The sequence below is a fragment of the Citrobacter sp. R56 genome, from assembly GCF_016811995.1.
GTDB classification, from domain to species: domain Bacteria; phylum Pseudomonadota; class Gammaproteobacteria; order Enterobacterales; family Enterobacteriaceae; genus Citrobacter_D; species Citrobacter_D enshiensis.
This window is the reverse complement of record NZ_CP069159.1, coordinates 3819044-3841938: the sequence shown is the minus strand read 5'-3', so window position 1 is coordinate 3841938 and position 22895 is coordinate 3819044. Positions and strand designations below refer to the sequence as shown.

19 protein-coding genes are annotated in these 22895 nt (G+C 53.1%); 9 read left to right on the top strand and 10 right to left on the bottom strand.

Annotated elements, in window-relative coordinates:
* Positions 1-83: 83 nt before the first annotated feature.
* A complete protein-coding gene (gene caiA, locus JM656_RS18125; RefSeq protein ID WP_192611036.1) occupies positions 84-1226 on the bottom strand; it encodes a crotonobetainyl-CoA dehydrogenase in 1143 nt (380 codons plus the stop codon).
* A gap of 31 nt (positions 1227-1257) precedes the next feature.
* A complete protein-coding gene (gene caiT, locus JM656_RS18120; RefSeq protein WP_203358965.1) occupies positions 1258-2775 on the bottom strand; it encodes an L-carnitine/gamma-butyrobetaine antiporter in 1518 nt (505 codons plus the stop codon).
* Between the two features lie 481 nt (positions 2776-3256).
* Here caiT and JM656_RS18115 point away from each other — a divergent pair, with 481 nt between their 5' ends.
* The 8 genes from JM656_RS18115 to folA all read left to right on the top strand — a co-directional run bounded on the left by JM656_RS18115 (position 3257) and on the right by folA (position 11238).
* Positions 3257-4030: an electron transfer flavoprotein FixA gene (locus JM656_RS18115; RefSeq protein WP_203358964.1), complete on the top strand. Its 774-nt coding sequence runs from the start codon at positions 3257-3259 to the stop codon at positions 4028-4030.
* Positions 4031-4041: 11 nt separating this feature from the next.
* Positions 4042-4983: an electron transfer flavoprotein subunit alpha/FixB family protein gene (locus JM656_RS18110; RefSeq protein ID WP_203358963.1), complete on the top strand. Its 942-nt coding sequence runs from the start codon at positions 4042-4044 to the stop codon at positions 4981-4983.
* Between the two features lie 57 nt (positions 4984-5040).
* Positions 5041-6327 carry an FAD-dependent oxidoreductase gene (locus tag JM656_RS18105; protein WP_203358962.1) on the top strand — a complete coding sequence of 429 codons (1287 nt, stop codon included), beginning with the start codon at positions 5041-5043 and terminating at the stop codon, positions 6325-6327.
* Positions 6324-6611: a ferredoxin-like protein FixX gene (gene fixX / locus JM656_RS18100; RefSeq protein ID WP_162380925.1), complete on the top strand. Its 288-nt coding sequence runs from the start codon at positions 6324-6326 to the stop codon at positions 6609-6611. Before JM656_RS18105 ends, fixX begins: the two co-directional genes overlap by 4 nt.
* A 117-nt stretch (positions 6612-6728) precedes the next feature.
* Positions 6729-8054: an MFS transporter gene (locus JM656_RS18095; protein WP_203358961.1), complete on the top strand. Its 1326-nt coding sequence runs from the start codon at positions 6729-6731 to the stop codon at positions 8052-8054.
* Positions 8055-8174: 120 nt separating this feature from the next.
* Positions 8175-8705, top strand: a complete 531-nt coding sequence (kefF, locus tag JM656_RS18090; RefSeq protein ID WP_203358960.1) for a glutathione-regulated potassium-efflux system oxidoreductase KefF — start codon at positions 8175-8177, stop codon at positions 8703-8705.
* Entirely contained in the window at positions 8698-10560 is a 1863-nt protein-coding gene (gene kefC / locus JM656_RS18085) for a glutathione-regulated potassium-efflux system protein KefC (RefSeq protein WP_203358959.1), read from the top strand. The genes kefF and kefC overlap by 8 nt, the downstream gene beginning before the upstream one ends.
* A gap of 198 nt (positions 10561-10758) precedes the next feature.
* Positions 10759-11238, top strand: a complete 480-nt coding sequence (gene folA / locus JM656_RS18080) for a type 3 dihydrofolate reductase (protein WP_203358958.1) — start codon at positions 10759-10761, stop codon at positions 11236-11238.
* A 93-nt stretch (positions 11239-11331) separates the two neighbouring features.
* Here folA and apaH read toward each other — a convergent pair whose 3' ends face one another.
* The 6 genes from apaH to lptD are packed head-to-tail and all read right to left on the bottom strand — an operon-like array spanning position 11332 to position 18090.
* Positions 11332-12180, bottom strand: a complete 849-nt coding sequence (gene apaH / locus JM656_RS18075) for a bis(5'-nucleosyl)-tetraphosphatase (symmetrical) ApaH (protein ID WP_203358957.1) — start codon at positions 12178-12180, stop codon at positions 11332-11334.
* A gap of 10 nt (positions 12181-12190) precedes the next feature.
* Positions 12191-12568: a Co2+/Mg2+ efflux protein ApaG gene (apaG, locus tag JM656_RS18070; protein WP_192611047.1), complete on the bottom strand. Its 378-nt coding sequence runs from the start codon at positions 12566-12568 to the stop codon at positions 12191-12193.
* A 2-nt stretch (positions 12569-12570) separates the two neighbouring features.
* The gene (gene rsmA / locus JM656_RS18065) at positions 12571-13392 is read right to left on the bottom strand and encodes a 16S rRNA (adenine(1518)-N(6)/adenine(1519)-N(6))-dimethyltransferase RsmA (RefSeq protein WP_203358956.1); all 822 of its coding nucleotides are present in this window, start codon (positions 13390-13392) and stop codon (positions 12571-12573) included.
* On the bottom strand, positions 13389-14378 hold the full coding sequence (gene pdxA / locus JM656_RS18060) for a 4-hydroxythreonine-4-phosphate dehydrogenase PdxA (protein ID WP_203358955.1): 990 nt from the start codon (positions 14376-14378) through the stop codon (positions 13389-13391). Before pdxA ends, rsmA begins: the two co-directional genes overlap by 4 nt.
* Positions 14378-15664 (bottom strand): peptidylprolyl isomerase SurA, encoded by a 1287-nt coding sequence (gene surA, locus JM656_RS18055; protein ID WP_192611050.1) that lies wholly within the window; start codon positions 15662-15664, stop codon positions 14378-14380. Before surA ends, pdxA begins: the two co-directional genes overlap by 1 nt.
* A 53-nt stretch (positions 15665-15717) precedes the next feature.
* Positions 15718-18090: an LPS assembly protein LptD gene (gene lptD / locus JM656_RS18050; protein WP_203358954.1), complete on the bottom strand. Its 2373-nt coding sequence runs from the start codon at positions 18088-18090 to the stop codon at positions 15718-15720.
* 332 nt (positions 18091-18422) lie between these two features.
* Here lptD and djlA point away from each other — a divergent pair, with 332 nt between their 5' ends.
* Complete coding sequence (gene djlA, locus JM656_RS18045) at positions 18423-19235, top strand: co-chaperone DjlA (RefSeq protein ID WP_162380946.1); 813 nt, start codon at positions 18423-18425, stop codon at positions 19233-19235.
* A gap of 53 nt (positions 19236-19288) precedes the next feature.
* Here djlA and rluA read toward each other — a convergent pair whose 3' ends face one another.
* The gene (gene rluA, locus JM656_RS18040) at positions 19289-19948 is read right to left on the bottom strand and encodes a bifunctional tRNA pseudouridine(32) synthase/23S rRNA pseudouridine(746) synthase RluA (protein WP_203358953.1); all 660 of its coding nucleotides are present in this window, start codon (positions 19946-19948) and stop codon (positions 19289-19291) included.
* Positions 19949-19959: 11 nt separating this feature from the next.
* Positions 19960-22866 (bottom strand): RNA polymerase-associated protein RapA, encoded by a 2907-nt coding sequence (gene rapA / locus JM656_RS18035; RefSeq protein WP_203358952.1) that lies wholly within the window; start codon positions 22864-22866, stop codon positions 19960-19962.
* Between the last annotated feature and the right edge of the window lie 29 nt (positions 22867-22895).

The following is a 22895-nucleotide window of genomic DNA, read 5'->3' as shown; positions in this document are numbered from 1 at the left end:
ATGTTGCCGGATAGCGACGTAAACGCCTTATCCGGGCAACAAAAACGTAGGCCCGGTAAGCGAAGCGCTACCGGGCATTCCATTTAGCGATATTGTTTCAGTACTGCACGACCCAGCGTCAGGATCTGCATTTCGTCAGAACCGCCGGATACACGGTCAACGCGCAGGTCACGCCAGAAACGCGTGATACGGTGGTTGCCCGCAATCCCCACGCCGCCCAACACCTGCATAGCACTGTCCACAACTTCAAACGCAGCATTGGCGCAGAAGTACTTACACATCGCGGCATCACCGGAGGTGATGGTGCCGTTATCGCTCTTCCATGCTGCTTCGAACAGCATGTTTTTCATGGAGTTTAATTTAATCGCCATGTGAGCGAATTTTTCCTGAATCAGCTGGAAGCGACCGATAGTTTCGCCAAACTGCACGCGCTGATTCGCATAGCGCGCGGCATCTTCAAAGGCGCACATCGCGGTACCGTAGTTGGTTAAGGCCACCAGGAAACGTTCGTGATCGAACTCTTCTTTTACGCGGTTAAAGCCATTACCTTCACGACCGAACATGTCTTTCTCTTCCAGTTCGACGTCGTCAAAGTTGATTTCACAGCAGCTGTCCATGCGCAGACCGAGCTTCTCAAGTTTGTTAACTTTGATGCCCGCTTTACTCATATCGACACACCATTCGGTATAAACTGGTTTGTCCGGAGAGGCGGCGTCTCGTGCCATTACCACAACGTAAGGGGTATAGGCGCTACTGGTGATAAAGCACTTACTGCCGTTAAGATAAACCTTACCATTTTTGCGTGTATAAGTAGTTTTTAAACTGCCAACATCTGATCCCGCTCCCGGTTCTGTGATGGCGGAGTTCCACATTTGCTTCCCGGTCCCCTGGAAAGCCATGATCTTATCGATCTGCTCCTGGGTTCCTTCGCGCAGGAAGGTGTTAAAACCGCCCGGAAGCTGGTACAGAACATACGTTGGCGCACCCAGGCGTCCCAGTTCCATCCAGACCGCTGCGACGGTGACAAAACCGGCTTCCAGTCCGCCGTGTTCTTCCGGGATCAGCAGGCTATCAATGCCCATATCCGCCAGTGCTTTTACAAAACGTTCTGGATAGACGCTGTCGCGATCGCACTCGGCAAAATACGCTTCCCAGTTTTCACTGGCCATCAGTTCACGAATACCGGCGACAAACAGTTCCTGCTCGTCATTTAAATTAAAATCCATCTTCCAACCTCTTGATATATTGGGGTTAAAGTTACTTGTCTTTCCAGTGCACTTTGGCGTCTTTAATAAAGGACAGCGTCACCATGATATTGACGAAGAACAACGGACAGCCGCCGGCGATAATGGCGGTTTGAATCGGTTTCAGCCCACCAAGCGCCAGCAGTACGATACCGATGATGCCAACCAGCACTGACCAACCGATGCGAATCAGCAGAGGCGGTTCTTCGCCGTCGCGTACTTCGCGGCAGGTCGACATTGCCAGGGTGTAAGAACAGGCGTTAATCAGTGTTACCGTGGCAATAAAGCAGAGGATGAAGAATCCCCACATCGTGGCGGTACTGAACGGCAGTGCGGCCCAGGTTTCGATGATGGCGCGCGCCACACCGTGTTGTTCGATCAACTGCGGAATGTTGAGAATGTTTTTGTCCATCAGCAGCAGGGTGTTACTGCCGAGAACGGTCCACAGGATCCAGGTAGATGCGGTCAGACCCAGCACCATCCCGAAGCACAATTCACGAACGGTACGTCCACGGGAAATACGGGCGAGGAAGATACTCATCTGGATGGCGTAGATAACCCACCAGGCCCAGTAGAAGACCGTCCAGCCTTGCGGGAAGCCGCCTTTGCCGATGGCGTCGGTATAAAACAGCATGCGTGGGAGATACATCAGCAGCATGCCGACGGAATCAGTGAAGTAGTTCATGATGAAGCTGGCACCGCTGACAATAAACACCCAGCCCAACATCAGGAAACTCAAATAACTACGTACGTCACTGGCGATTTTCACCCCTTTTTGCAGACCACAGGCGACGCAAATCGCGTTCAGGATGATCCAGCAGGTGATGATGATGGCGTCCAGTTGCAGGGTGTGCGGAATGCCAAACAACCACTGCATACACTCTGTGACCAGCGGTGTCGCCAGACCCAGACTGGTACCCATCGCAAAGATCAGCGCCACCAGATAGAAGTTATCAACGATGGTCCCGAATAAGCCTTTTGCGTGTTTCTCTCCGACCAGCGGCACCAGCGTTGAGCTGGGGCGAATAACGTCCATTTTGCGAACAAAGAAGAAGTAAGCGAACGCGACGGAGAGGAAGCTGTATGTTGCCCACGGTAACGGTCCCCAGTGGAACAAGCTGTAGGCCAGTCCGAGTTCTTTCGCGCCCACGGAATTCGCCGCAAGGGCAAACGGTGGTGTTGAGATGTAGTAGTAAATCTCAATCGAACCCCAGAATAAGACGGCAGCTGAGGTACAGGAGGCGAACATCATAAAAATCCAGCTGGTGGTGCTGAATTCCGGTGCTTCATCGCCTAATTTCTTTTTGGCATAGGGGCCAAAAACCAGCCAGAACCAACCAAAAAGCATAACGATCATGTACCATTCGAATGCCCAACCCCAGACATTCGTGACGTAACTAAATACGGCGTTAATAACGACATTTGCCGCATCAAGATCGCGAACGGTTAGCCAACATAGTATTCCAACAATTATTAAGGGCGGAAAAAAAACCTTTGGTTCAATTCCAGACTTTTTCTTTTCATTTTTCATGAGTTAATTCCAGTGTCAAAACAAAATTTATTTTGTGTTCCCGGATGTTATTTATTGTTTGTTTTTTGTAATAATAATTTAATGATTTATTAACCTCGGGGACGCGTTGGAAAGTACTTCATAATGGGTATTCAGCCCCCTGTGTACTGTTACCTGTGTCACACTTTTATGTCGGGTGATTTTTGACGATTATTTGTTTGTTTTTGTTTTAAAATCAAACATTTGAGTGTGATTTTTTTACTTTTTTAACTCTCTGGCATTCAATATTGGTGATCAACAAAACAATATTGAACGTTTTGGGTTTTGATGTCTGTTTTCAATATTGGTGAGGGGCTTAACATTATTGAAAGTTGAAAATATCAGTGTGTGACATTTTCAATATTGGTGATTAATGTTTTATTTCCGAATTAAAGAGCGTGGTATCTGTATATTTAACACTGCCGATATGAACGACGTTTCCTTCATGATTTCTGGAGATGCAATGAAGATAATTACTTGCTACAAGTGCGTACCTGATGAACAGGATATTGTAATTAATAATGCTGATGGATCATTAGATCTCAGCAAAGCGGATGGCAAAATCAGCCAATATGATCTGAATGCGATCGAAGCTGCTTGCCAGTTAAAACAGCAGGTTGGCGAGGCTCAAGTGATTGCGCTGAGCGTGGGTGGCAAAGCGCTGACTAACGCCAAAGGGCGTAAAGATGTGCTTTCCCGTGGTCCTGATGAACTGATCGTGGTGATTGACGACCAGTTTGAACAGGCGTTACCGCAGCATACGGCTGCCGCGCTGGCTGCCGCCGCGCAAAAATCCGGCTTTGATCTGATTGTCTGTGGCGATGGTTCTTCTGACCTTTATGCACAGCAGGTGAGCCTGCTGGTAGGCGAAACGCTGCAGATCCCCGCCATTAATGGCGTCAGCAAGATCCTCTCGCTGGCGGATAACACCCTCACGGTGGAACGTGAGCTGGAAGATGAAATCGAAACTCTGAGCATTCCCCTTCCTGCGGTGGTGGCCGTTTCTACCGACATTAACACTCCGCAGATTCCGTCCATGAAAGCCATTCTTGGCGCGGCCAAAAAACCGGTTCAGGTCTGGTCATCTGCGGATATCGGATTCAGTGCGGTTGACGCGTATTCCGCTCAACAGGTTGCTGCGCCGAAACAGCGCGAACGTCAGCGCATCGTCATTGAAGGCGATGGTGAAGAACAGATCGCCGCGTTTGCCGATCATCTGCGCAAAATTATTCGTTAAAAGGGGATGTTATGAGCAAGTTTTCCAGTGTCTGGGTATTCAGCGATACCCCTTCTCGCCTGCCGGAACTGATGGGTGGCGCACAGGCTTTAGGTGAACAGATTAATGCGTTTGTGCTTCACGATACTGACGGTGTGACGGCGTTTCAGTCCGGCGCAAATCACGTCTGGCAACTGAGCGGTAAGCCCGATGACCGCATGATGGAAGATTATGCCGACGTGATGGTGCAAACCATTCGTCAGCAAAGCGAGGCGGGAGTGGTGCTGCTGCCTAATACCCGTCGCGGCAAACTGCTGGCGGCAAAGCTGGCGTTTCGTTTGTCAGCCGCCGTCTCCAACGACGCGAGCGCGGTAGAGCAAAAAGAGGGGCGTGCGGCCGTTAAGCATATGGTCTACGGCGGTCTGGCCATTGGTGAAGAGACGATCGCGTCGCCATTTGCTGTTATCACGCTCAGCAGCGGCACGTTTGAGGCCGCGGCTCAGGATGCCTCTCTGAGTGGGACTGCACAGGTTGTACAGTGGCAGTCACCTGAGATTGCGGTGACCCGCACGGCAACACTGGCGCGTCAAAGCAACAGCGTTGATCTCGACAAAGCGCGCCTGGTGGTCAGCGTTGGACGAGGTATCGGCAGCAAAGAGAATATTTCTCTGGCGGTCGCGCTGTGCGAAGCCATTGGCGCGGAGCTGGCTTGCTCTCGCCCGGTAGCGGAAAACGAAAAATGGATGGAGCACGAGCGTTATGTCGGGATCTCCAACCTGATGCTTAAGCCAGACCTGTATCTGGCGGTCGGGATTTCTGGGCAAATTCAGCACATGGTGGGGGCGAACGGCTCACAAACCATTTGCGCCATTAACAAAGATAAAAATGCCCCGATATTCCAATACGCTGATTACGGCATTGTCGGCGATGTCATGAAGATCCTGCCAGCGCTCACGAGCGCGTTAGCACGCTGATCCACCAGGCAGGGCCGGATCCCGGCCCTGCCATCGACAGGTTAATCTGGAGTTCTTATGTCCGAAGATATCTTTGATGCCATCATTGTGGGAGCAGGGCTGGCCGGTTCGGTTGCGGCGCTGGTGCTCGCCCGTGAAGGGGCACAGGTGTTAGTTATCGAGCGCGGCAATTCTGCAGGTGCGAAGAATGTCACCGGTGGGCGTATTTATGCCCATAGTCTTGAACGCATTCTCCCTGGGTTTGCTGAACAGGCCCCCGTCGAACGTGTAATTACCCACGAAAAACTCGCCTTTATGACGGATAAAGGGGCGATGACGGTGGATTATTTCAACGGTGAAGACGCCGCGCCTTCACAAGTTTCTTATTCCGTACTGCGCAGTAAATTTGACGCCTGGCTCATGGAACAGGCGGAAGAAGCGGGTGCGCAGCTGATCACCGGCATCCGCGTCGATAACGTCGTTAAGCGCGACGGGAAAGTGGTGGGTGTAGAAGCCGATGGCGATATTCTCGAAGCGAAGGTCGTTATCCTTGCCGACGGGGTGAATTCTCTGTTGGCGGAACAGCTGGGCATGGCAAAACGCGTTGAAGCAGAACACGTTGCGGTCGGGGTAAAAGAGCTTATCGAATTACCTAAATCGGTGATTGAAGATCGCTTCCAGCTGCAGGGCAACGAAGGGGCTGCCTGTCTGTTTGCAGGATCGCCAACCGATGGCCTGATGGGCGGCGGTTTCCTCTATACCAATGAAACAACCATTTCTCTGGGACTGGTGTGCGGCCTTCATCATCTGAAAGACGCCAAAAAATCGGTTCCACAAATGCTGGAAGACTTTAAACAACACCCAGCAGTCGCGCCGCTCATTGCTGGCGGCAAGATGGTCGAATACGCTGCGCACGTCGTTCCTGAGGCCGGAATGAACATGCAGCCTGAGCTGGTAGGTGACGGCGTGTTGATTGCCGGTGATGCCGCCGGAATGTGTATGAACCTGGGCTTTACTATTCGCGGTATGGATCTGGCGGTATCAGCCGGTGAAGCCGCCGCGAAAACAGTGCTCTCTGCCATGCGTAGCAACGATTTCAGCAAGCAAGGACTGGCGGAATATCATCAGCATCTGGACAACGGCCCGATGCGTGATATGCGCATGTACCAGCGTTTACCTGCATTCCTCGACAACCCGCGCATGTTTACGCAATACCCTGAAATGGTGGTCGGCATTGCGCGCGATCTCTTCACCATTGATGGCAGCGCGCCAGTGCCGATGCGTAAAAAAATCCTGCGCCATGCCAAGAAAGTCGGCTTTATCAATCTGATGAAGGACGGCATTAAAGGAGTAACCGCATTATGACTTCTTCCGTCAATGTAGACGTCAAACTGGGCGTTAATAAATTCAATGTGGATGAAGAAAACCCACACATCATTCTGAAAACTGACCCCGATAAACAGGCGCTGGAAGTTCTGATCAAGGCCTGCCCTGCGGGATTGTATAAAAAACAGGATGACGGTAGCGTACGTTTTGATTATGCAGGGTGTCTTGAATGCGGCACCTGCCGGATCCTCGGTTTGGGGACGGCGCTGGAAAAGTGGGAATACCCGCGTGGCACCTTTGGCGTGGAGTTTCGTTACGGCTGAGCCCGATGCCGGGTAGCGCTTACGCGCATCCGGCCAACTAAAATATGCAGTTTTTTGGCCGGATAAGACGTTTCTCGTCGCCATCCGGCAATATTGCCGATGAAACAGGAAATAGCCATGCAGCAGCCCAGGAATTTTGATGACCTCAAATTCTCATCTATTCACCGCCGTATCATGCTGTGGGGAAGCGGTGGGCCCTTTCTGGATGGATATGTACTCGTCATCATCGGCGTTGCGCTGGAGCAATTGACCCCGACATTGGGCCTGGATGCCGAGTGGATCGGTATGCTCGGCGCCGCGACGCTGGCTGGGCTGTTTGTCGGTACTTCGCTGTTTGGCTATATTTGCGACAAGGTCGGACGTCGCAAAATGTTCCTTATCGATATCGTCGCCATTGGGGTGATATCGGTGGCGACCATGTTTGTCTCTACACCGTTTGAACTGCTCATCATGCGCGTGCTGATTGGGATTGTGATAGGCGCAGATTATCCCATCGCCACCTCGATGATCACCGAGTTTTCCAACACCCGCCAGCGGGCGTTCTCCATCGGTTTTATTGCTGCCATGTGGTATGTGGGCGCGACCTGCGCCAACCTGGTCGGCTATTGCTTATATGACGTTGAAGGCGGCTGGCGCTGGATGCTTGGCAGCGCCGCCATTCCGTGCCTTATCATCCTGATTGGCCGTTTTGACCTCCCGGAATCCCCGCGTTGGCTGCTACGCAAAGGGCGGGTGGAAGAGTGCCAGAAGATGATGATCAAACTGTTTGGCGAACCCGTCGTTTTTGATGATGAACCGCCTAAGGAAACCCGCTTCCTGCAGTTGTTCAACCGCCGCCATTTTCCGTTTGTGCTTTTCGTGGCGGTTATCTGGACCTGCCAGGTGATCCCGATGTTTGCCATCTACACCTTTGGTCCGCAGATAGTCGGGTTGCTCGGCTGGGAGCAGGGGCGGAGTGCGGCATTAGGAAACGTGGTGATCAGCCTCTTCTTTATGCTGGGTTGTGTTCCGGCCATGTTCTGGCTGAACAGCATCGGTCGCCGCCCGTTGCTTATCGGCAGCTTTGCGATGATGACGTTTGCCCTGGCGCTGCTTGGGTTTATCCCCCATTTAGGCATCGGTCTGGTGGTGGTGGCATTTGCGGTCTATGCGTTTTTCTCCGGTGGGCCGGGTATTTTGCAATGGCTTTACCCCAACGAACTGTTTCCCACTGACATTCGCGCTTCTGCGGTCGGTGTCATCATGTCGCTCAGCCGTATTGGGACGGTGGTCTCCACCTGGGCGTTACCGATTTTCATCACCCGCTACGGAATTAATAACGTGATGCTGATTGGGGCACTGATTTCGCTGATAGGTCTGGTTGTCTCCGTCATGTTTGCTCCGGAAACGCGTGGCCTGACGCTGTTGCAGGCAGGAAATATGAAAATTCGTGGTAAGCCATAAGCGGCCGGACTCCCTTGTTCAGAATTCTCATCCTGACCGCTCAAGAATATTGACTATAAGCCTGGTGAATAACTGACTACACTCTGTGGTAAAAGAGTGTCGCAAAATAACAGGCTAATCATGATTCTTATCATTTACGCGCATCCCTATCCGCACCATTCGCATGCGAATAAGCGGATGCTCGAACAGGCAAGGACGCTGGACGGTGTAGAAATTCGCTCTCTTTACCAGCTCTATCCCGACTTCAATATTGATATCGCCGCAGAACAGGAAGCGCTATCCCGTGCTGACCTGGTCATCTGGCAACACCCGATGCAGTGGTACGGCGTTCCCCCCTTGCTTAAACTCTGGATGGATAAAGTTCTTTCTCACGGCTGGGCCTATGGGCACGGCGGATCCGCGCTTCGCGATAAACACCTGATGTGGGCCGTCACCACGGGCGGCGGCGAAAGCCATTTTGATATTGGCTCACACCCGGGGTTTGACGTGCTTTCTCAACCTCTGCAGGCCACTGCAATTTACTGCGGATTGACCTGGCAGCCGCCGTTTGCTGTGCATTGCACCTTTATTTGCGATGATGAAACGTTGCAGGCGCAGGCGCGTCACTACAAGCAGCGGTTGATGGAATGGCAGGAGGCGCACAATGGATAGCCACACGCTAATACAGGCGTTAATTTATCTGGGTTCTGCGGCGCTGATCGTGCCGATTGCCGTGCGACTTGGTTTAGGGTCGGTACTGGGGTATCTCATCGCCGGATGCATTATCGGCCCCTGGGGATTACGCCTGGTGACAGACGCCGAATCTATCCTGCATTTTGCTGAGATTGGCGTGGTGCTGATGCTGTTTGTTATCGGCCTTGAACTGGATCCGCAGCGTTTGTGGAAACTGCGGGCCTCGGTGTTTGGCGGCGGCGCGTTGCAGATGGTGGTCTGTGGCGGCCTGATTGGGCTGTTCTGTATGTTCCTCGGTCTGCGCTGGCAGGTTGCGGAACTGATTGGTATGACGCTGGCGCTCTCCTCGACGGCCATCGCCATGCAGGCGATGAACGAACGTAATCTGACGGTTTCCCAAATGGGGCGTAGCGCCTTTGCGGTGCTGCTGTTCCAGGATATCGCAGCGATTCCGCTGGTGGCGATGATTCCCTTGCTGGCGGCTAGCGGTGCAGCCACGACCCTGGGGGCGTTTGCGCTTTCTGCATTAAAAGTCGCAGGTGCTCTGGTGTTGGTGGTGTTGCTGGGGCGCTATGTTACGCGTCCGGCGCTGCGCTTTGTGGCTCGTTCAGGCCTGCGGGAAGTCTTCAGCGCCGTGGCGCTGTTCCTTGTATTCGGCTTCGGTTTGCTGCTGGAAGAGGTGGGGCTCTCAATGGCGATGGGCGCGTTTCTGGCTGGCGTGTTGCTGGCGAGTTCAGAATACCGACATGCGCTGGAAAGTGATATTGAGCCGTTTAAAGGGTTATTGCTGGGGCTGTTTTTCATTGGCGTCGGCATGTCGATTGATTTTGGCACGCTGATTGATAACCCGCTGCGTATCGTCATTCTGCTGGTGGGCTTCCTGGTCATTAAAATGGGCATGCTGTGGCTAATCGCCAGACCGTTGCAGGTACCGAACAAACAACGTCGCTGGTTTGCCGTATTATTAGGGCAGGGGAGTGAATTTGCGTTTGTGGTGTTTGGTGCGGCGCAAATGGCGAATGTGCTGGATCCTGAATGGGCCAAAGCGCTGACGCTGGCGGTGGCTCTCTCTATGGCGGCGACGCCGATTTTGCTGGTGCTGCTGACCCGGATGGAGAAATCTGCGGCTGATGAAGAACGTGAAGCCGATGAAATTGATGAAGAACAACCGCGGGTGATCATCGCCGGGTTCGGGCGCTATGGTCAGATAACCGGCCGTTTGCTGTTGTCGAGCGGGGTGAAAATGGTCGTCCTCGATCACGACCCTGACCATATTGAGACGCTGCGTAAATTTGGTATGAAGGTGTTTTACGGCGATGCGACGCGCATGGATTTGCTGGAATCTGCGGGGGCTGCAAAAGCAGAGGTGTTAATTAACGCCATTGACGATCCGCAAACCAGTCTTGAGCTGACTGAAATGGTGAAGACCCATTTCCCCGATCTGCAAATTCTTGCCCGCGCCCGCGATGTCGATCACTACATTCGTTTGCGACAGGCCGGGGTGGAGATGCCGGAACGTGAAACCTTTGAAGGCGCGTTAAAGACCGGGCGTCTGGCGCTCGAAAGTTTAGGGTTAGGCCGTTATGAAGCGCGTGAGCGCGCGGACTTGTTCCGCCGTTTCAATACGCAAATGGTCGAAGAGATGGCGATGGGGGAAAATGACGCAAATGCCCGCGCGGCCGTCTACAAACGCACCAGTGCAATGCTGAGTGAAATCATCACCGAAGATCGCGAACATTTGTCTTTAATTCAACGCCATGGCTGGCAAGGCACGGATGAAGGTAAACATACGGGCGACGTTGCCGATGAGCCGGAAGTAAAACCGTCAGCATAGGGTAAAAAATGTGATGTTCTGCAAACTTTACTGCTAATTGACTGTTTTTGAACTACTGTAAGGCTGGCACTCCACTTTAAATGAGTGGGGTCGCCAGCAGAACGGAAAATTTTCGTGCTCATCTTCTTTCCGCCAGTCGACGAAAGATTGCGCTTTCCGTATAGTGGCGACAATTTTTTTGCATCCGGGAATTATTCAATGATCAGTCTGATTGCGGCGTTAGCGGTAGATCGCGTTATTGGCATGGAAAACGCCATGCCGTGGAACTTGCCTGCCGATCTCGCCTGGTTTAAACGTAACACGTTAAACAAGCCTGTCATTATGGGACGTCACACCTGGGAATCCATCGGTCGACCGCTGCCAGGGCGTAAGAATATCGTTATCAGCAGCCAGCCAGGTACCGACGATCGTGTGCAGTGGGTGACCTCTATTGACGACGCGGTGGCAGCCTGTGGTGATGCGCCAGAGATTATGGTGATTGGCGGTGGCCGCGTTTACGAGCAGTTCCTGCCGAAAGCGCAGAAGCTGTATCTGACGCACATTGATGCCGAAGTTGAAGGGGATACGCATTTCCCGGACTACGAGCCCGATGACTGGGAATCGGTATTCAGTGAATTTCATGACGCCGACGAGCAGAACTCTCACAGTTACTGCTTCGAAGTTCTGGAACGCCGGTAAGACTGATAAGCGACGCTTTATCAGAGAATCAGGCGCAGAGTGCCGGATGACGACGCTGACGCGTCTTATCCGGCCTGTATTCCTGTTGCGCGATTACGACGCCACCGCTTCATGTCCGCCAGGATTTCGGTGGCGGTTTGATGGCTGCACAAAATATTTTTTATCTTCCCAACGCAGGCAGGTTAAGTCACCGCCCCAGCAGCATCCCGTATCCAGCCCGTAAATACCCTCTGGCGTGCCTCTTCCTTCCAGTGAGGCCCAGTGTCCGAAAGCAATGCTATACGCTTCGCTAACCGGTCCCGGAATGGCAAACCAGGGCTTCAGCGGCGCCGGTGCGTTTTCCGGTGACTCTTTGCTGTACATATCCAGTTGACCGTTCGGAAAACAGTAGCGCATGCGGGTAAACGCGTTGGTGATAAAACGCAGGCGCGCCAGCCCCGTTAACTCTGGTGTCCAGTTGTTTGGCATATCACCGTACATCGAGTCCAGAAAGAAAGGGTAAGAGTCGCTGGATAAGACCGCTTCGACATCGCGTGCGCACTCTTTGGCGGTGTGTAGATCCCACTGTGGCGTGATGCCCGCGTGGGCCATGACCAGTTTCTTCTCTTCATCAACCTGTAATAGCGGCTGACGACGCAACCAATTGAGCAGTTCGTCTGCATCTGGCGCTTCCAGAAGCGGAGTAAGCCTGTCTTTGGGTTTATTGCGGCTGATGCCAGCAAATACAGCCAGCAAATGAAGGTCGTGATTGCCCAGCACTAAGCGAACGCTGTCACCCAGTGATTTAACGTAGCGCAGCACATCCAGAGAACCGGGACCACGGGCGACCAGATCGCCCGTCAACCATAAGGTGTCATTCCCTGGGGTAAATTCTACTTGTTCTAACAATGCGATCAGTTCGTCGTAGCAACCGTGAACGTCGCCAATGAGGTATGTTGCCATCGCTCTAGTTTTAATGAATGAGTGTAGGAACAGCGAGTCGAAATACGGGGATATCGATCGTAAAGGCGACGCCATTTTCGTCGATCATTTCGTAATGACCCTGCATGGTGCCCAGCGGCGTTTCAATGACGGCACCGCTGGTATACTGATATTCTTCACCAGGCGCGATGTGTGGCTGTACGCCAACCACACCCTCACCCTGTACTTCAGTTTCACGGCCATGACCATTGGTAATCAGCCAGTAGCGACCTAACAGCTGTACTGGCGCTCGCCCCAAATTGCGGATGGTCACGGTATATGCAAAGACGTAACGTTCATCATCAGGTGCGGACTGCGCCTCAATATAGACGCTTTGTACCTGAATACACACTCGGGGCGAATTGATCATGCTTAACTCTCCTTCGACGGCGGGTTCTCTGACAGATAGTTCGCCATCTTGCAGTATTGCGCGACAGAAATATTCTCTGCCCGCATTGCCGGGTCAACGCCCAGTTCGATCAGCAGCTCAACGCTAAACAAATTACCGAGGCTGTTGCGAATCGTTTTGCGACGCTGGTTAAAGGCTTCGGTAGTAATACGGCTCAGTACGCGAACATCTTTGACCGGATGCGGCATCGTTGTATGCGGCACCAGACGTACGACGGCAGAATCCACTTTAGGCGGCGGCGTGAAGGCCGATGGCGGCACTTCAAGAACCGGGATCACCTGACAGTAATACTGCGCCATGACGGTTAATCGACCATACGCTTTACTGTTTGGTCCTGCAACCAGACGGTTCACAACCTCTTTTTGCAGCATAAAGTGCATGTCAGCAATGGCATCAGTATAGCTAAAGAGATGGAACATCAACGGCGTGGAGATGTTGTAGGGCAGGTTGCCAAACACACGCAGCGGCTGTCCCATTTTTTCGGAAAGCTCGCCAAAATTCATGGTCATGGCATCTTGCTGATAAATTGTCAGCTTCGGCCCCAGGAACGGGTGTGTTTGCAGACGTGCAGCCAGATCGCGGTCGAGTTCGATGACCGTGAGCTTATCCAGGCGTTCGCCTACCGGCTCCGTCAGTGCTGCCAGTCCAGGACCGATTTCGACCATGGCCTGACCCTTCTGCGGGTTGATAGCAGAAACGATACTGTCGATCACAAACTGATCGTTGAGAAAGTTTTGCCCGAAGCGTTTACGGGCTAAGTGGCCCTGATGGACTCTATTATTCATTGAGTATTAACAATCATTTTGATGGCGAGATTAAGCGCCGTAATAAAACTGCCGACATCGGCTTCTCCACGACCCGCGAGTTCAAGCGCGGTGCCGTGATCAACAGATGTGCGAATAAAGGGTAGGCCCAACGTGATATTCACGCCGCGCCCAAAGCCCTGGTATTTTAGCACGGGAAGACCCTGATCGTGGTACATTGCCAGAACAGCATCGGCACTATCGAGGTATTTAGGCTGAAATAGCGTATCGGCGGGCAGTGGGCCGCTTAAATGCATACCCTGCGCACGTAGCGCATCCAGCACCGGAATGATCGTATCGATCTCTTCCGTTCCCATATGACCGCCTTCTCCGGCATGCGGATTCAAACCACACACCAGAATATGCGGATCGGCCACGCCAAATTTCAGGCGCAGGTCGTGATGCAAAATGCCGATCACCTCTTGCAGCAGGGCCGGTGTAATGGCATCGGCAACGGCTCTGAGCGGCAGATGCGTGGTGACCAACGCAACGCGAAGTTCTTCGGTTGCCAGCATCATGACCACTTTCTTCGCCTGTGAGCGTTCTTCTAAAAACTCCGTGTGTCCGGTAAATGGCACGCCAGCATCATTAATGATGCCTTTGTGAACCGGGCCGGTCACCAGCGCCGCAAATTCGCCCTGCAGACAACCATCACAGGCGCGAGCCAGCGTATCCACCACATACTGCCCATTTTCGACGGCCAACTGACCTGCAGAGACCGATGCGCGCAGCGCGACAGGCAAGAGGGTCAGCGTGCCAGCGGGTTGGGGCCTGGCTGGAGAGTGGGGCGAATAAGGGAGTAGTGTGAGCGGTAAACCGAGCATGGCTGCCCGGTCTTTTAGTAGCGTGGCATCGGCACAGACGACGAGTTCTACCGGCCACTCACGCTGTGCAAGCTGGACAACCAGGTCCGGACCAATCCCGGCGGGTTCGCCGGGAGTGATGACAACACGTTGTGTTCTGCTCATTAATTGCTCAGAATTTTAACGTAGGCGCTGGCGCGCTGTTCCTGCATCCAGGTCGCTGCTTCTTCCGAGAATTTACGGTTCATCAGCATGCGATAGGCTCTGTCTTTCTGGGCGGCGTCAGTTTTATCAACGTTACGCGTATCCAACAGTTCGATCAGATGCCAGCCAAAGGAAGAGTGCACAGGGGTGCTCATCTGGCCTTTGTTCAGTCGGGTCAGCGCATCGCGGAAGGCTGGGTCGAAAATGTCAGCCGCAGCCCAGCCCAAATCGCCGCCCTGGTTGGCAGAACCCGGATCCTGAGAGAACTCTTTCGCTGCGGCGGCAAACGTGGTTTTACCACTCTTGATGTTCGCAGCGATCTCTTCCAGTTTCAGGCGCGCCTGCTGATCGGTCATGATCGGCGACGGTTTCAGAAGAATATGACGGGCGTGAACTTCAGTCACCGAAATGCTCTGGCTCTGGCCACGCATATCGTTCACTTTCAGAATATGGAAGCCGACACCTGAACGAATCGGACCGACGATATCGCCTTTCTTCGCTGTGCTCAGTGCCTGAGCGAAGATACCCGGCAGTTCCTGAATTCGACCCCAGCCCATCTGGCCGCCATTCAGCGCCTGTTGGTCAGCAGAATGGGCGATGGCCAGTTTGCCGAAATCAGCGCCGCTTTGCGCTTGCTCAACGACAGAACGCGCCTGACTTTCGGCTTCGTTCACCTGGTCGGAGGTTGGGTTTTCCGGCAGCGGAATCAGAATATGGCTCAGGTTCAGCTCGGTGCTGGCATCGTTTTGTTTACCCACCTGCTGGGCCAGCGCATCAACTTCCTGAGGTAGAATCGTTACACGACGGCGTACTTCGTTGTTACGCACTTCAGTGATGATCATCTCTTTACGGATCTGGCTACGGTAGGTCGAGTAGTTCAGACCGTCGTAAGCCAGACGGCTACGCATCTGATCCAGCGTCATGTTGTTCTGCTTGGCAATGTTGGCGATGGCTTGATCCAACTGCTCGTCAGAGATTTTGATGCCCATTTTCTGGCCCATCTGCAGCATAATCTGATCCATGATCAAACGTTCAAGGATCTGATGGCGCAGCGTAGCGTCATCCGGAAGCTGTTGACCCGCCTGACCTGCGTTGAGTTTTACTGACTGCATTAACCCATCGACGTCACTTTCGAGTACGACGCCGTTATTGACGACGGCTGCGACTTTATCGACTACCTGCGGGGCAGCGAAACTGGTATTCGCGATCATGGCGATACCGAGAAGCAGCGTTTTCCAGTTCTTCATACTTTTTCCATTTCAATTAACCGCAATGCGGATTACGTGGTAAATCAATCAGATCACAAAGAGTTCTGGTACGGCAGAATGTTCGAGCGCAGCATCTCTTGCGTGCCGAGGCCATAGTTGGAGCTCAGGCCACGCAGCTCGATGTTAAAGCCGATCACGTTGTCATAGACAGACTCTTGTTTGTCACTATCCCAACCGTTCAGCTTACGTTCGTACCCGAAGCGCAGCGCATAGCAGCAGGAGTTATACTGTAGACCGAGCATCTGGTCGGCAGCTTTATTCACATTGGTGTCATAGTAGTAGGCGCCAACAATGGACCACCGGTCAGCAATCGGCCAGCTTGCCACCATACCGACCTGATTAATCCCGTCTTTATACTGCGGGGCATTCCAGCGCGTGTCGCTACTATTTCTGGGCAATGTTGCCTGAATATATTCCGGACTGGCATACCGATAGTTCAGTTGCACCAGGCGATTTTCATCCCGACGGTATTCAATGCTGCTGCTGCTGGTCGCCACGCTGTCCAGACGCGTGTCATATTGCAGGCCGCTACGTAAACCCCAACGATCGGAAATGCGCCAGTAGGTGTCACCCGCCCAGACCAGTGAACCCGTTTTGTCATCATTCTCCCATTTTATGTTGTCATCGCCAGTGCGAGACTCCGTGAAATAGTAGATTTGACCCAGAGAAACGTTAAAACGTTCAACGGCAGCGTCATCATATACACGAGATGTGACGCCGGTCGTGACCTGGTTGGCGGAAGAGATACGGTCCAGACCGCCATAAGTACGGTCGCGGAACAGGCCAGAATAGTCAGACTGCAGCAAAGACGAATCGTAGTTGTAGATACCGCTCTGGTCACGGAACGGGACATACAGATACTGCGCGCGCGGCTCCAGCGTCTGGGTGTAGCCAGGGGCGAAGGTGGCCATGTCGCGTTCAAATATCATCTTTCCGTCGACTTTGAACTGCGGCATCACGCGGTCTGCGGACTCATCCAGCTTATTCAAATTCTTGGGATTGTTATTGTACGAATCCAGATTGGTCTGTTGGTAGTGGGTCGCCAGCAGCTTCGCTTCCGTATTGATACTGCCCCACTGATTCGACAACGGCAAATTGATGGTCGGTTCCAGATGCAGACGGGTCGCTTCCGGCATATCGTCTTTGGTGTTCACAAAATGAACAGCCTGACCGTAGATACGCATATCAAAAGGACCGACGTCATTCTGATAGAGGTTAACGTCTAACTGTGGTTCCGCCGAGTAACTGCTGGTGCTCTGATCGCTAAAGACCTGGAATTGTTTGGTCGACACGGTGGCGTCAAAGTTTTCCACCGCATAGCCGACGCTAAATTTCTGCGTCGCATAGCCGTCAGTACTGGAACCGTACTTGTTATCAAAGTCATTGAAGTATTTGGAGTCACTGACCTTGGTATAGTTGACGTTGAAACGCCACACCTGGTCCATGACACCTGAGTGTTGCCAGTAGAACAACCAGCGGCGCGAGTTGTCATCGTTAGGATTTTCGTCACTATAGACATCATCGGAGTTCAGGTAGTCAAACTCCATCAAACCGGCGCCCGCATGGGTGAGGTAGCGGAATTCGTTCTCCCACATAATGCCGCCACGGCGGTGCATATAGTGTGGCGTGATCGTGGCGTCCATATTGGGCGCGATGTTCCAGTAATACGGCAGATAGAACTCAAAATAGTTATTACTGCTGTACTGCGCATTCGGGATCAGGAAGCCTGAGCGGCGTTTATCGCCAACCGGTAACTGCAAATACGGGCTATAGAAGACCGGAACAGGGCCGACTTTAAAACGGGCGTTCCAGATTTCCGCCACCTGCTCTTCGCGGTCGTGGATAACTTCACTGCCCACCACGCTCCAGGTGTCAGCGCCGGGTAAACAGGAGGTGAAGCTACCGTTTTCAAGGATGGTATAACGGTTTTCGCCACGCTGTTTCATCAGGTCCGCTTTACCACGCCCCTGACGACCGACCATCTGATAGTCGCCTTCCCACACGTTAGTGTCTTTGGTATTCAGGTTCGACCAACCTTTTGGTCCCTTCAGGATGACCTGGTTGTCATCATAATGGACGTTACCCAGCGCATCGACAGTACGAACGGGCTCAGGGAGGCCTTGCGCTTCTTTCTGATGGAGTTGTACCTCATCAGCCAGAAGGCGACTATTGCCCTGGGCGATATCCACATTACCGGTAAACACCGCGTCATCAGGGTAGTTCCCTTTGGCGTGATCGGCCGTAATGGTAACGGGTAGCTCGTTCGTCTCGCCCTGCACCAGTGGACGGTTATAGCTCGGCACGCCCAGCAAACACTGTGAGGCGAGATCGGCTGCGGCGCCCTGCTGGCTATAAAGGGCGCTGGCAATCATGGTGGCCAGAAGAGTGGGAATACGTTTTTTCATACGTTGTATTTATTGTTCCATCATCGGTAGCGTTGCGCGTGACAAACGGTCAGAGACTAACGTACTCATCTTCACTGCGCTAGTGTTAATCCTGTCCGTTTTATACCCGCCATCTTCCTGGCTGCATCGTTTTTGGCGGTACGTTATCGCCTTGTTGCAACTCGAAATCCAATGGATATAGCGTCTGTGGTGTTAGGCACGGCATTGAATGACAGGTATGATAATGCAAATTATAGGCTATGTCCCACAATTGACCGTAGCGTTGATTACCGTAAAAGCACCTTATATTGTGGGACATAGCCTCACTGACCGCGTAAAGATTTGGGGAGTCTATGCAGTACTGGGGAAAAATAATTGGTGTCGCCGTGGCTCTAATGATGGGCGGAGGCTTCTGGGGCGTGGTTTTAGGCCTGCTGGTCGGGCACATGTTCGACAAAGCCCGCAGTCGCAAAATGGCGTGGTTTGCGAACCAACGTGAGCGTCAGGCGCTGTTTTTTGCCACGACTTTTGAAGTCATGGGACACTTAACCAAATCGAAAGGGCGCGTCACCGAAGCCGATATTCATATCGCCAGTCAGTTGATGGATCGGATGAATTTGCACGGTGAATCGCGTACAGCGGCGCAACATGCCTTCCGCGTCGGAAAATCAGACAATTACCCATTACGTGAAAAAATGCGCCAGTTTCGTAGCGTCTGTTTTGGGCGATTCGATCTAATCCGCATGTTTCTGGAGATTCAGATTCAGGCGGCGTTTGCCGATGGCACTTTGCATCCGAACGAGCGGGAAGTGCTGTATGTCATCGCCGAAGAGTTAGGGATTTCCCGCACGCAGTTTGACCAGTTTCTGCGCATGATGCAGGGCGGGGCACAGTTTGGCGGCGGATATCAGCAACAATCTGGCGGCGGTTGGCAACAGGCGCAACGAGGACCGACGCTGGAAGATGCCTGCAACGTACTCGGCGTGAAACCTGGCGACGATGCGACAACGATCAAACGCGCCTATCGTAAGCTGATGAGTGAGCATCATCCTGACAAACTGGTGGCGAAAGGTTTACCGCCGGAGATGATGGAGATGGCGAAGCAAAAAGCGCAGGAAATTCAAAAGGCGTATGAACTGATTAAGGAACAAAAAGGGTTCAAGTAATCCGTGATGCCGGATAGCAATGCATTGCACGCTATCCGGCAGTCAGGCCGACATTAAAAATCTGCCGGGGCTTTGAAGGTCATGCTGTTACCGTAAGCGGGATGCGTAATGGTCAGCATTTCGGCATGCAGTAACAAGCGTGGCGCCATCGCCAGCGCTTCCGGGGGCGCATAAAACCGGTCGCCTAAAATAGGATGCCCGAGTGCCAGCATGTGTACGCGTAGTTGATGAGAACGCCCGGTAATCGGTTTGAGGACGACCCTGGCGGTATTATCCGCCGCGTAATCCACTACCTCATACCCGGTTTGTGCCGCTTTTCCCGTCTCATAACACACTTTTTGCTTTGGCCGGTTCGGCCAGTCACAAATCAGGGGTAAATCGACCACCCCCTCACTGGGTGCGGGATGTCCCCACACACGCGCAACATACTGCTTTTTCGGTTCGCGCTCGCGAAACTGGCGTTTGAGTTCACGCTCAGCCGCTTTTGCGAGCGCCACTACAATCACGCCGCTGGTCGCCATATCAAGACGATGCACCGACTCTGCCTGCGGGTAGTCGCGTTGAATACGCGTCATCACGCTGTCTTTGTGCTCTTCCTGACGACCCGGTACAGACAACAAGCCGCTCGGCTTGTTGACCACCATAATGTGCTCATCCTGATACAGGATAACCAGCCAGGGATCCGTCGGCGGATTGTAGTTTTCCATTCCCATTTTCAGCTCCGTTATTGATGCGTGACGACAATAAGGCGCAACGCATCCAGACGCCAGTTCGCCTGATCGAGGCTTTCCAGAATCTGCTGACGATTTGTCTCGATAGCCGTCAGTTCGTCATCACGGATGTTAGGGTTGACTGCGCGCAGCGCTTCCAGACGCGACAACTCTGCGGAGAGTTTCTCATCGGCTTCGCTGCGTGCGGCGTCGATCAACGCACGGGCGGATTTTTCTACCTGCGCTTCACCCAGTTGTAAAATCGCGTGGACATCCTGCTGAACCGCATTGACCAGCTTACTGCCGGTGTGACGGTTCACGGCGCTTAACTGGCGGTTAAAGGTCTCGAACTCAACCTGTGCCGCCAGATTGTTGCCGTTTTTGTCCAGCAGCATACGGACCGGCGTTGCTGGCAGGAAGCGGTTAAGTTGCAGCTGTTTCGGTGCCTGGGCTTCCACTACATACACCAGTTCTACCAGCAAGGTACCGACCGGCAATGCTTTGTTTTTCAACAGAGAAATCGTACTACTGCCGGTATCGCCCGACAAAATCAGATCCAGACCGTTACGGATCAGCGGGTGTTCCCAGGTCACAAACTGCGCATCTTCGCGCGACAGTGCCACATCGCGCTCGAAGGTAATGGTGCAGCCATCTTCAGGTAAACCCGGGAAGTCCGGCACCAGCATGTGATCGGAAGGGGTCAGTACAATCAGATTCTCACCGCGATCGTCCTGATTAATACCCACGATATCAAACAGGTTCATGGCAAACGCAATCAGGTTGGTATCGTCATCCTGCTCTTCAATACTTTCGGCCAACTGTTGCGCTTTTTCACCGCCATTCGAGTGAATTTCGAGCAGGCGGTCACGACCCTGCTCCAGTTGTGCTTTCAGTGCTTCATGCTGTTCGCGGCAGGATTTAATCAGCTCGTCGAAGCCATCGCTGTTTTCAGGCGCGGCCAGGAAGGTGATCAGATCGTTATACACCGTGTCATAGATGGTGCGCCCGGTCGGGCAGGTGTGCTCAAACGCATCCAGGCCTTCGTGATACCAGCGAACCAGTACCGACTGCGCGGTTTTTTCTAAGAAAGGAATGTGGATCTGAATATCATGCGCCTGACCAATACGATCCAGACGACCAATACGCTGTTCCAGCAGGTCCGGGTTGAATGGCAGGTCAAACATTACCAGGTTGCTGGCGAACTGGAAGTTACGGCCTTCGGAACCGATTTCAGAACAGAGCAGAACCTGAGCGCCGCTGTCTTCTTCCCCAAACCAGGCGGCAGCGCGGTCGCGCTCAATAATCGACATGCCTTCGTGGAATACGGCGGCGCGAATACCTTCGCGTTCGCGCAGAACCTGCTCCAGCTGTAATGCGGTGGTGGCTTTCGCACAAATCACCAGCACTTTCTGCGAACGGTGACTGGTCAGGTAGCCCATCAGCCATTCAACGCGGGGATCGAAGTTCCACCAGGTTCCTGTATCACCTTCGAATTCCTGATAAATCTGCTCCGGGTAGAGCATGTCGCGAGCCCTGTCTTCCGCGCTTTTACGTGCGCCCATAATCCCGGAGACTTTAATCGCCGTTTGATACTGCGTTGGCAGCGGGAGTTTAATGGTGTGCAGTTCGCGTTTCGGGAAGCCTTTAACACCATTACGGGTGTTACGGAACAGCACGCGGCTGGTGCCGTGGCGGTCCATCAGCATGGAGACCAGTTCCTGACGGGCACTCTGTGCGTCTTCACGATCGCTGTTGGCGGCTTGCAGCAGCGGTTCGATATCCTGCTCGCCAATCAGGTCGCCGAGCATATTGAGTTCGTCATTGCTCAGCTTATTGCCTGCCAGCAGCATCGCAACGGCATCCGCAACCGGACGGTAATTTTTCTGCTCTTCGACAAATTGCCCGAAGTCGTGGAAACGGCTTGGGTCCAGCAGACGCAGACGCGCGAAGTGGCTTTCCATCCCCAGTTGTTCCGGCGTTGCGGTAAGCAGCAGGATCCCCGGAACGCGTTCCGCCAGCTGTTCGATCGCGGCATATTCACGGCTTGGTGCATCTTCGCTCCACACCAGGTGGTGCGCTTCATCGACAACCATCAGATCCCATTCGGCATCGCACAGGTGTTCCAGGCGTTGCTTACTGCGACGGGCGAAGTCCAGCGAGCAGATAACCAGTTGTTCGGTTTCAAACGGGTTATAGGCGTCATGCTGGGCTTCTGCGTAACGTTCATCATCAAACAGCGCGAAACGCAGATTAAAACGACGCAGCATTTCAACCAGCCACTGATGCTGTAATGTTTCAGGCACGATAATCAATACGCGCTCTGCCGCACCGGCCAACAATTGCTGATGCAGGATCATTCCCGCTTCAATGGTTTTTCCCAGACCGACTTCGTCCGCTAACAACACGCGCGGGGCGTGGCGACGGCCAACGTCATGAGCGATATTGAGCTGATGCGGGATCAGGCTGGTACGCTGACCGCGCAGACCGCTCCACGGCATGCGATACTGTTCGCTCTGAAATTTACGTGCGCGATAGCGCAGCGCAAATCGGTCCATACGGTCGATTTGACCGGCAAACAGACGATCCTGCGGTTTACTGAAGACCAGTTTACTGTCGAGCAGCACTTCACGTAGCATGACGCCCGCTTCTTCGCTATCAAGACGAGTACCCACGTAGGCAAGCAGACCGTTTTCTTCTTTTACTTCATCGATTTGCAACTGCCAGCCTTCATGGCTCGTAATCGTATCACCGGGATTAAACATCACGCGGGTCACGGGGGAGTCACTACGCGCATACAGACGGTTTTCACCTGTAGCCGGGAAAAGTAAGGTGACGGTTCGCGCATCCATCGCAACAACAGTTCCAAGTCCCAGTTCGCTTTCTGTATCGCTGATCCAGCGTTGACCAAGTGTAAAAGGCATATGTGTTTGGCTCTATATCTTTAATTGCA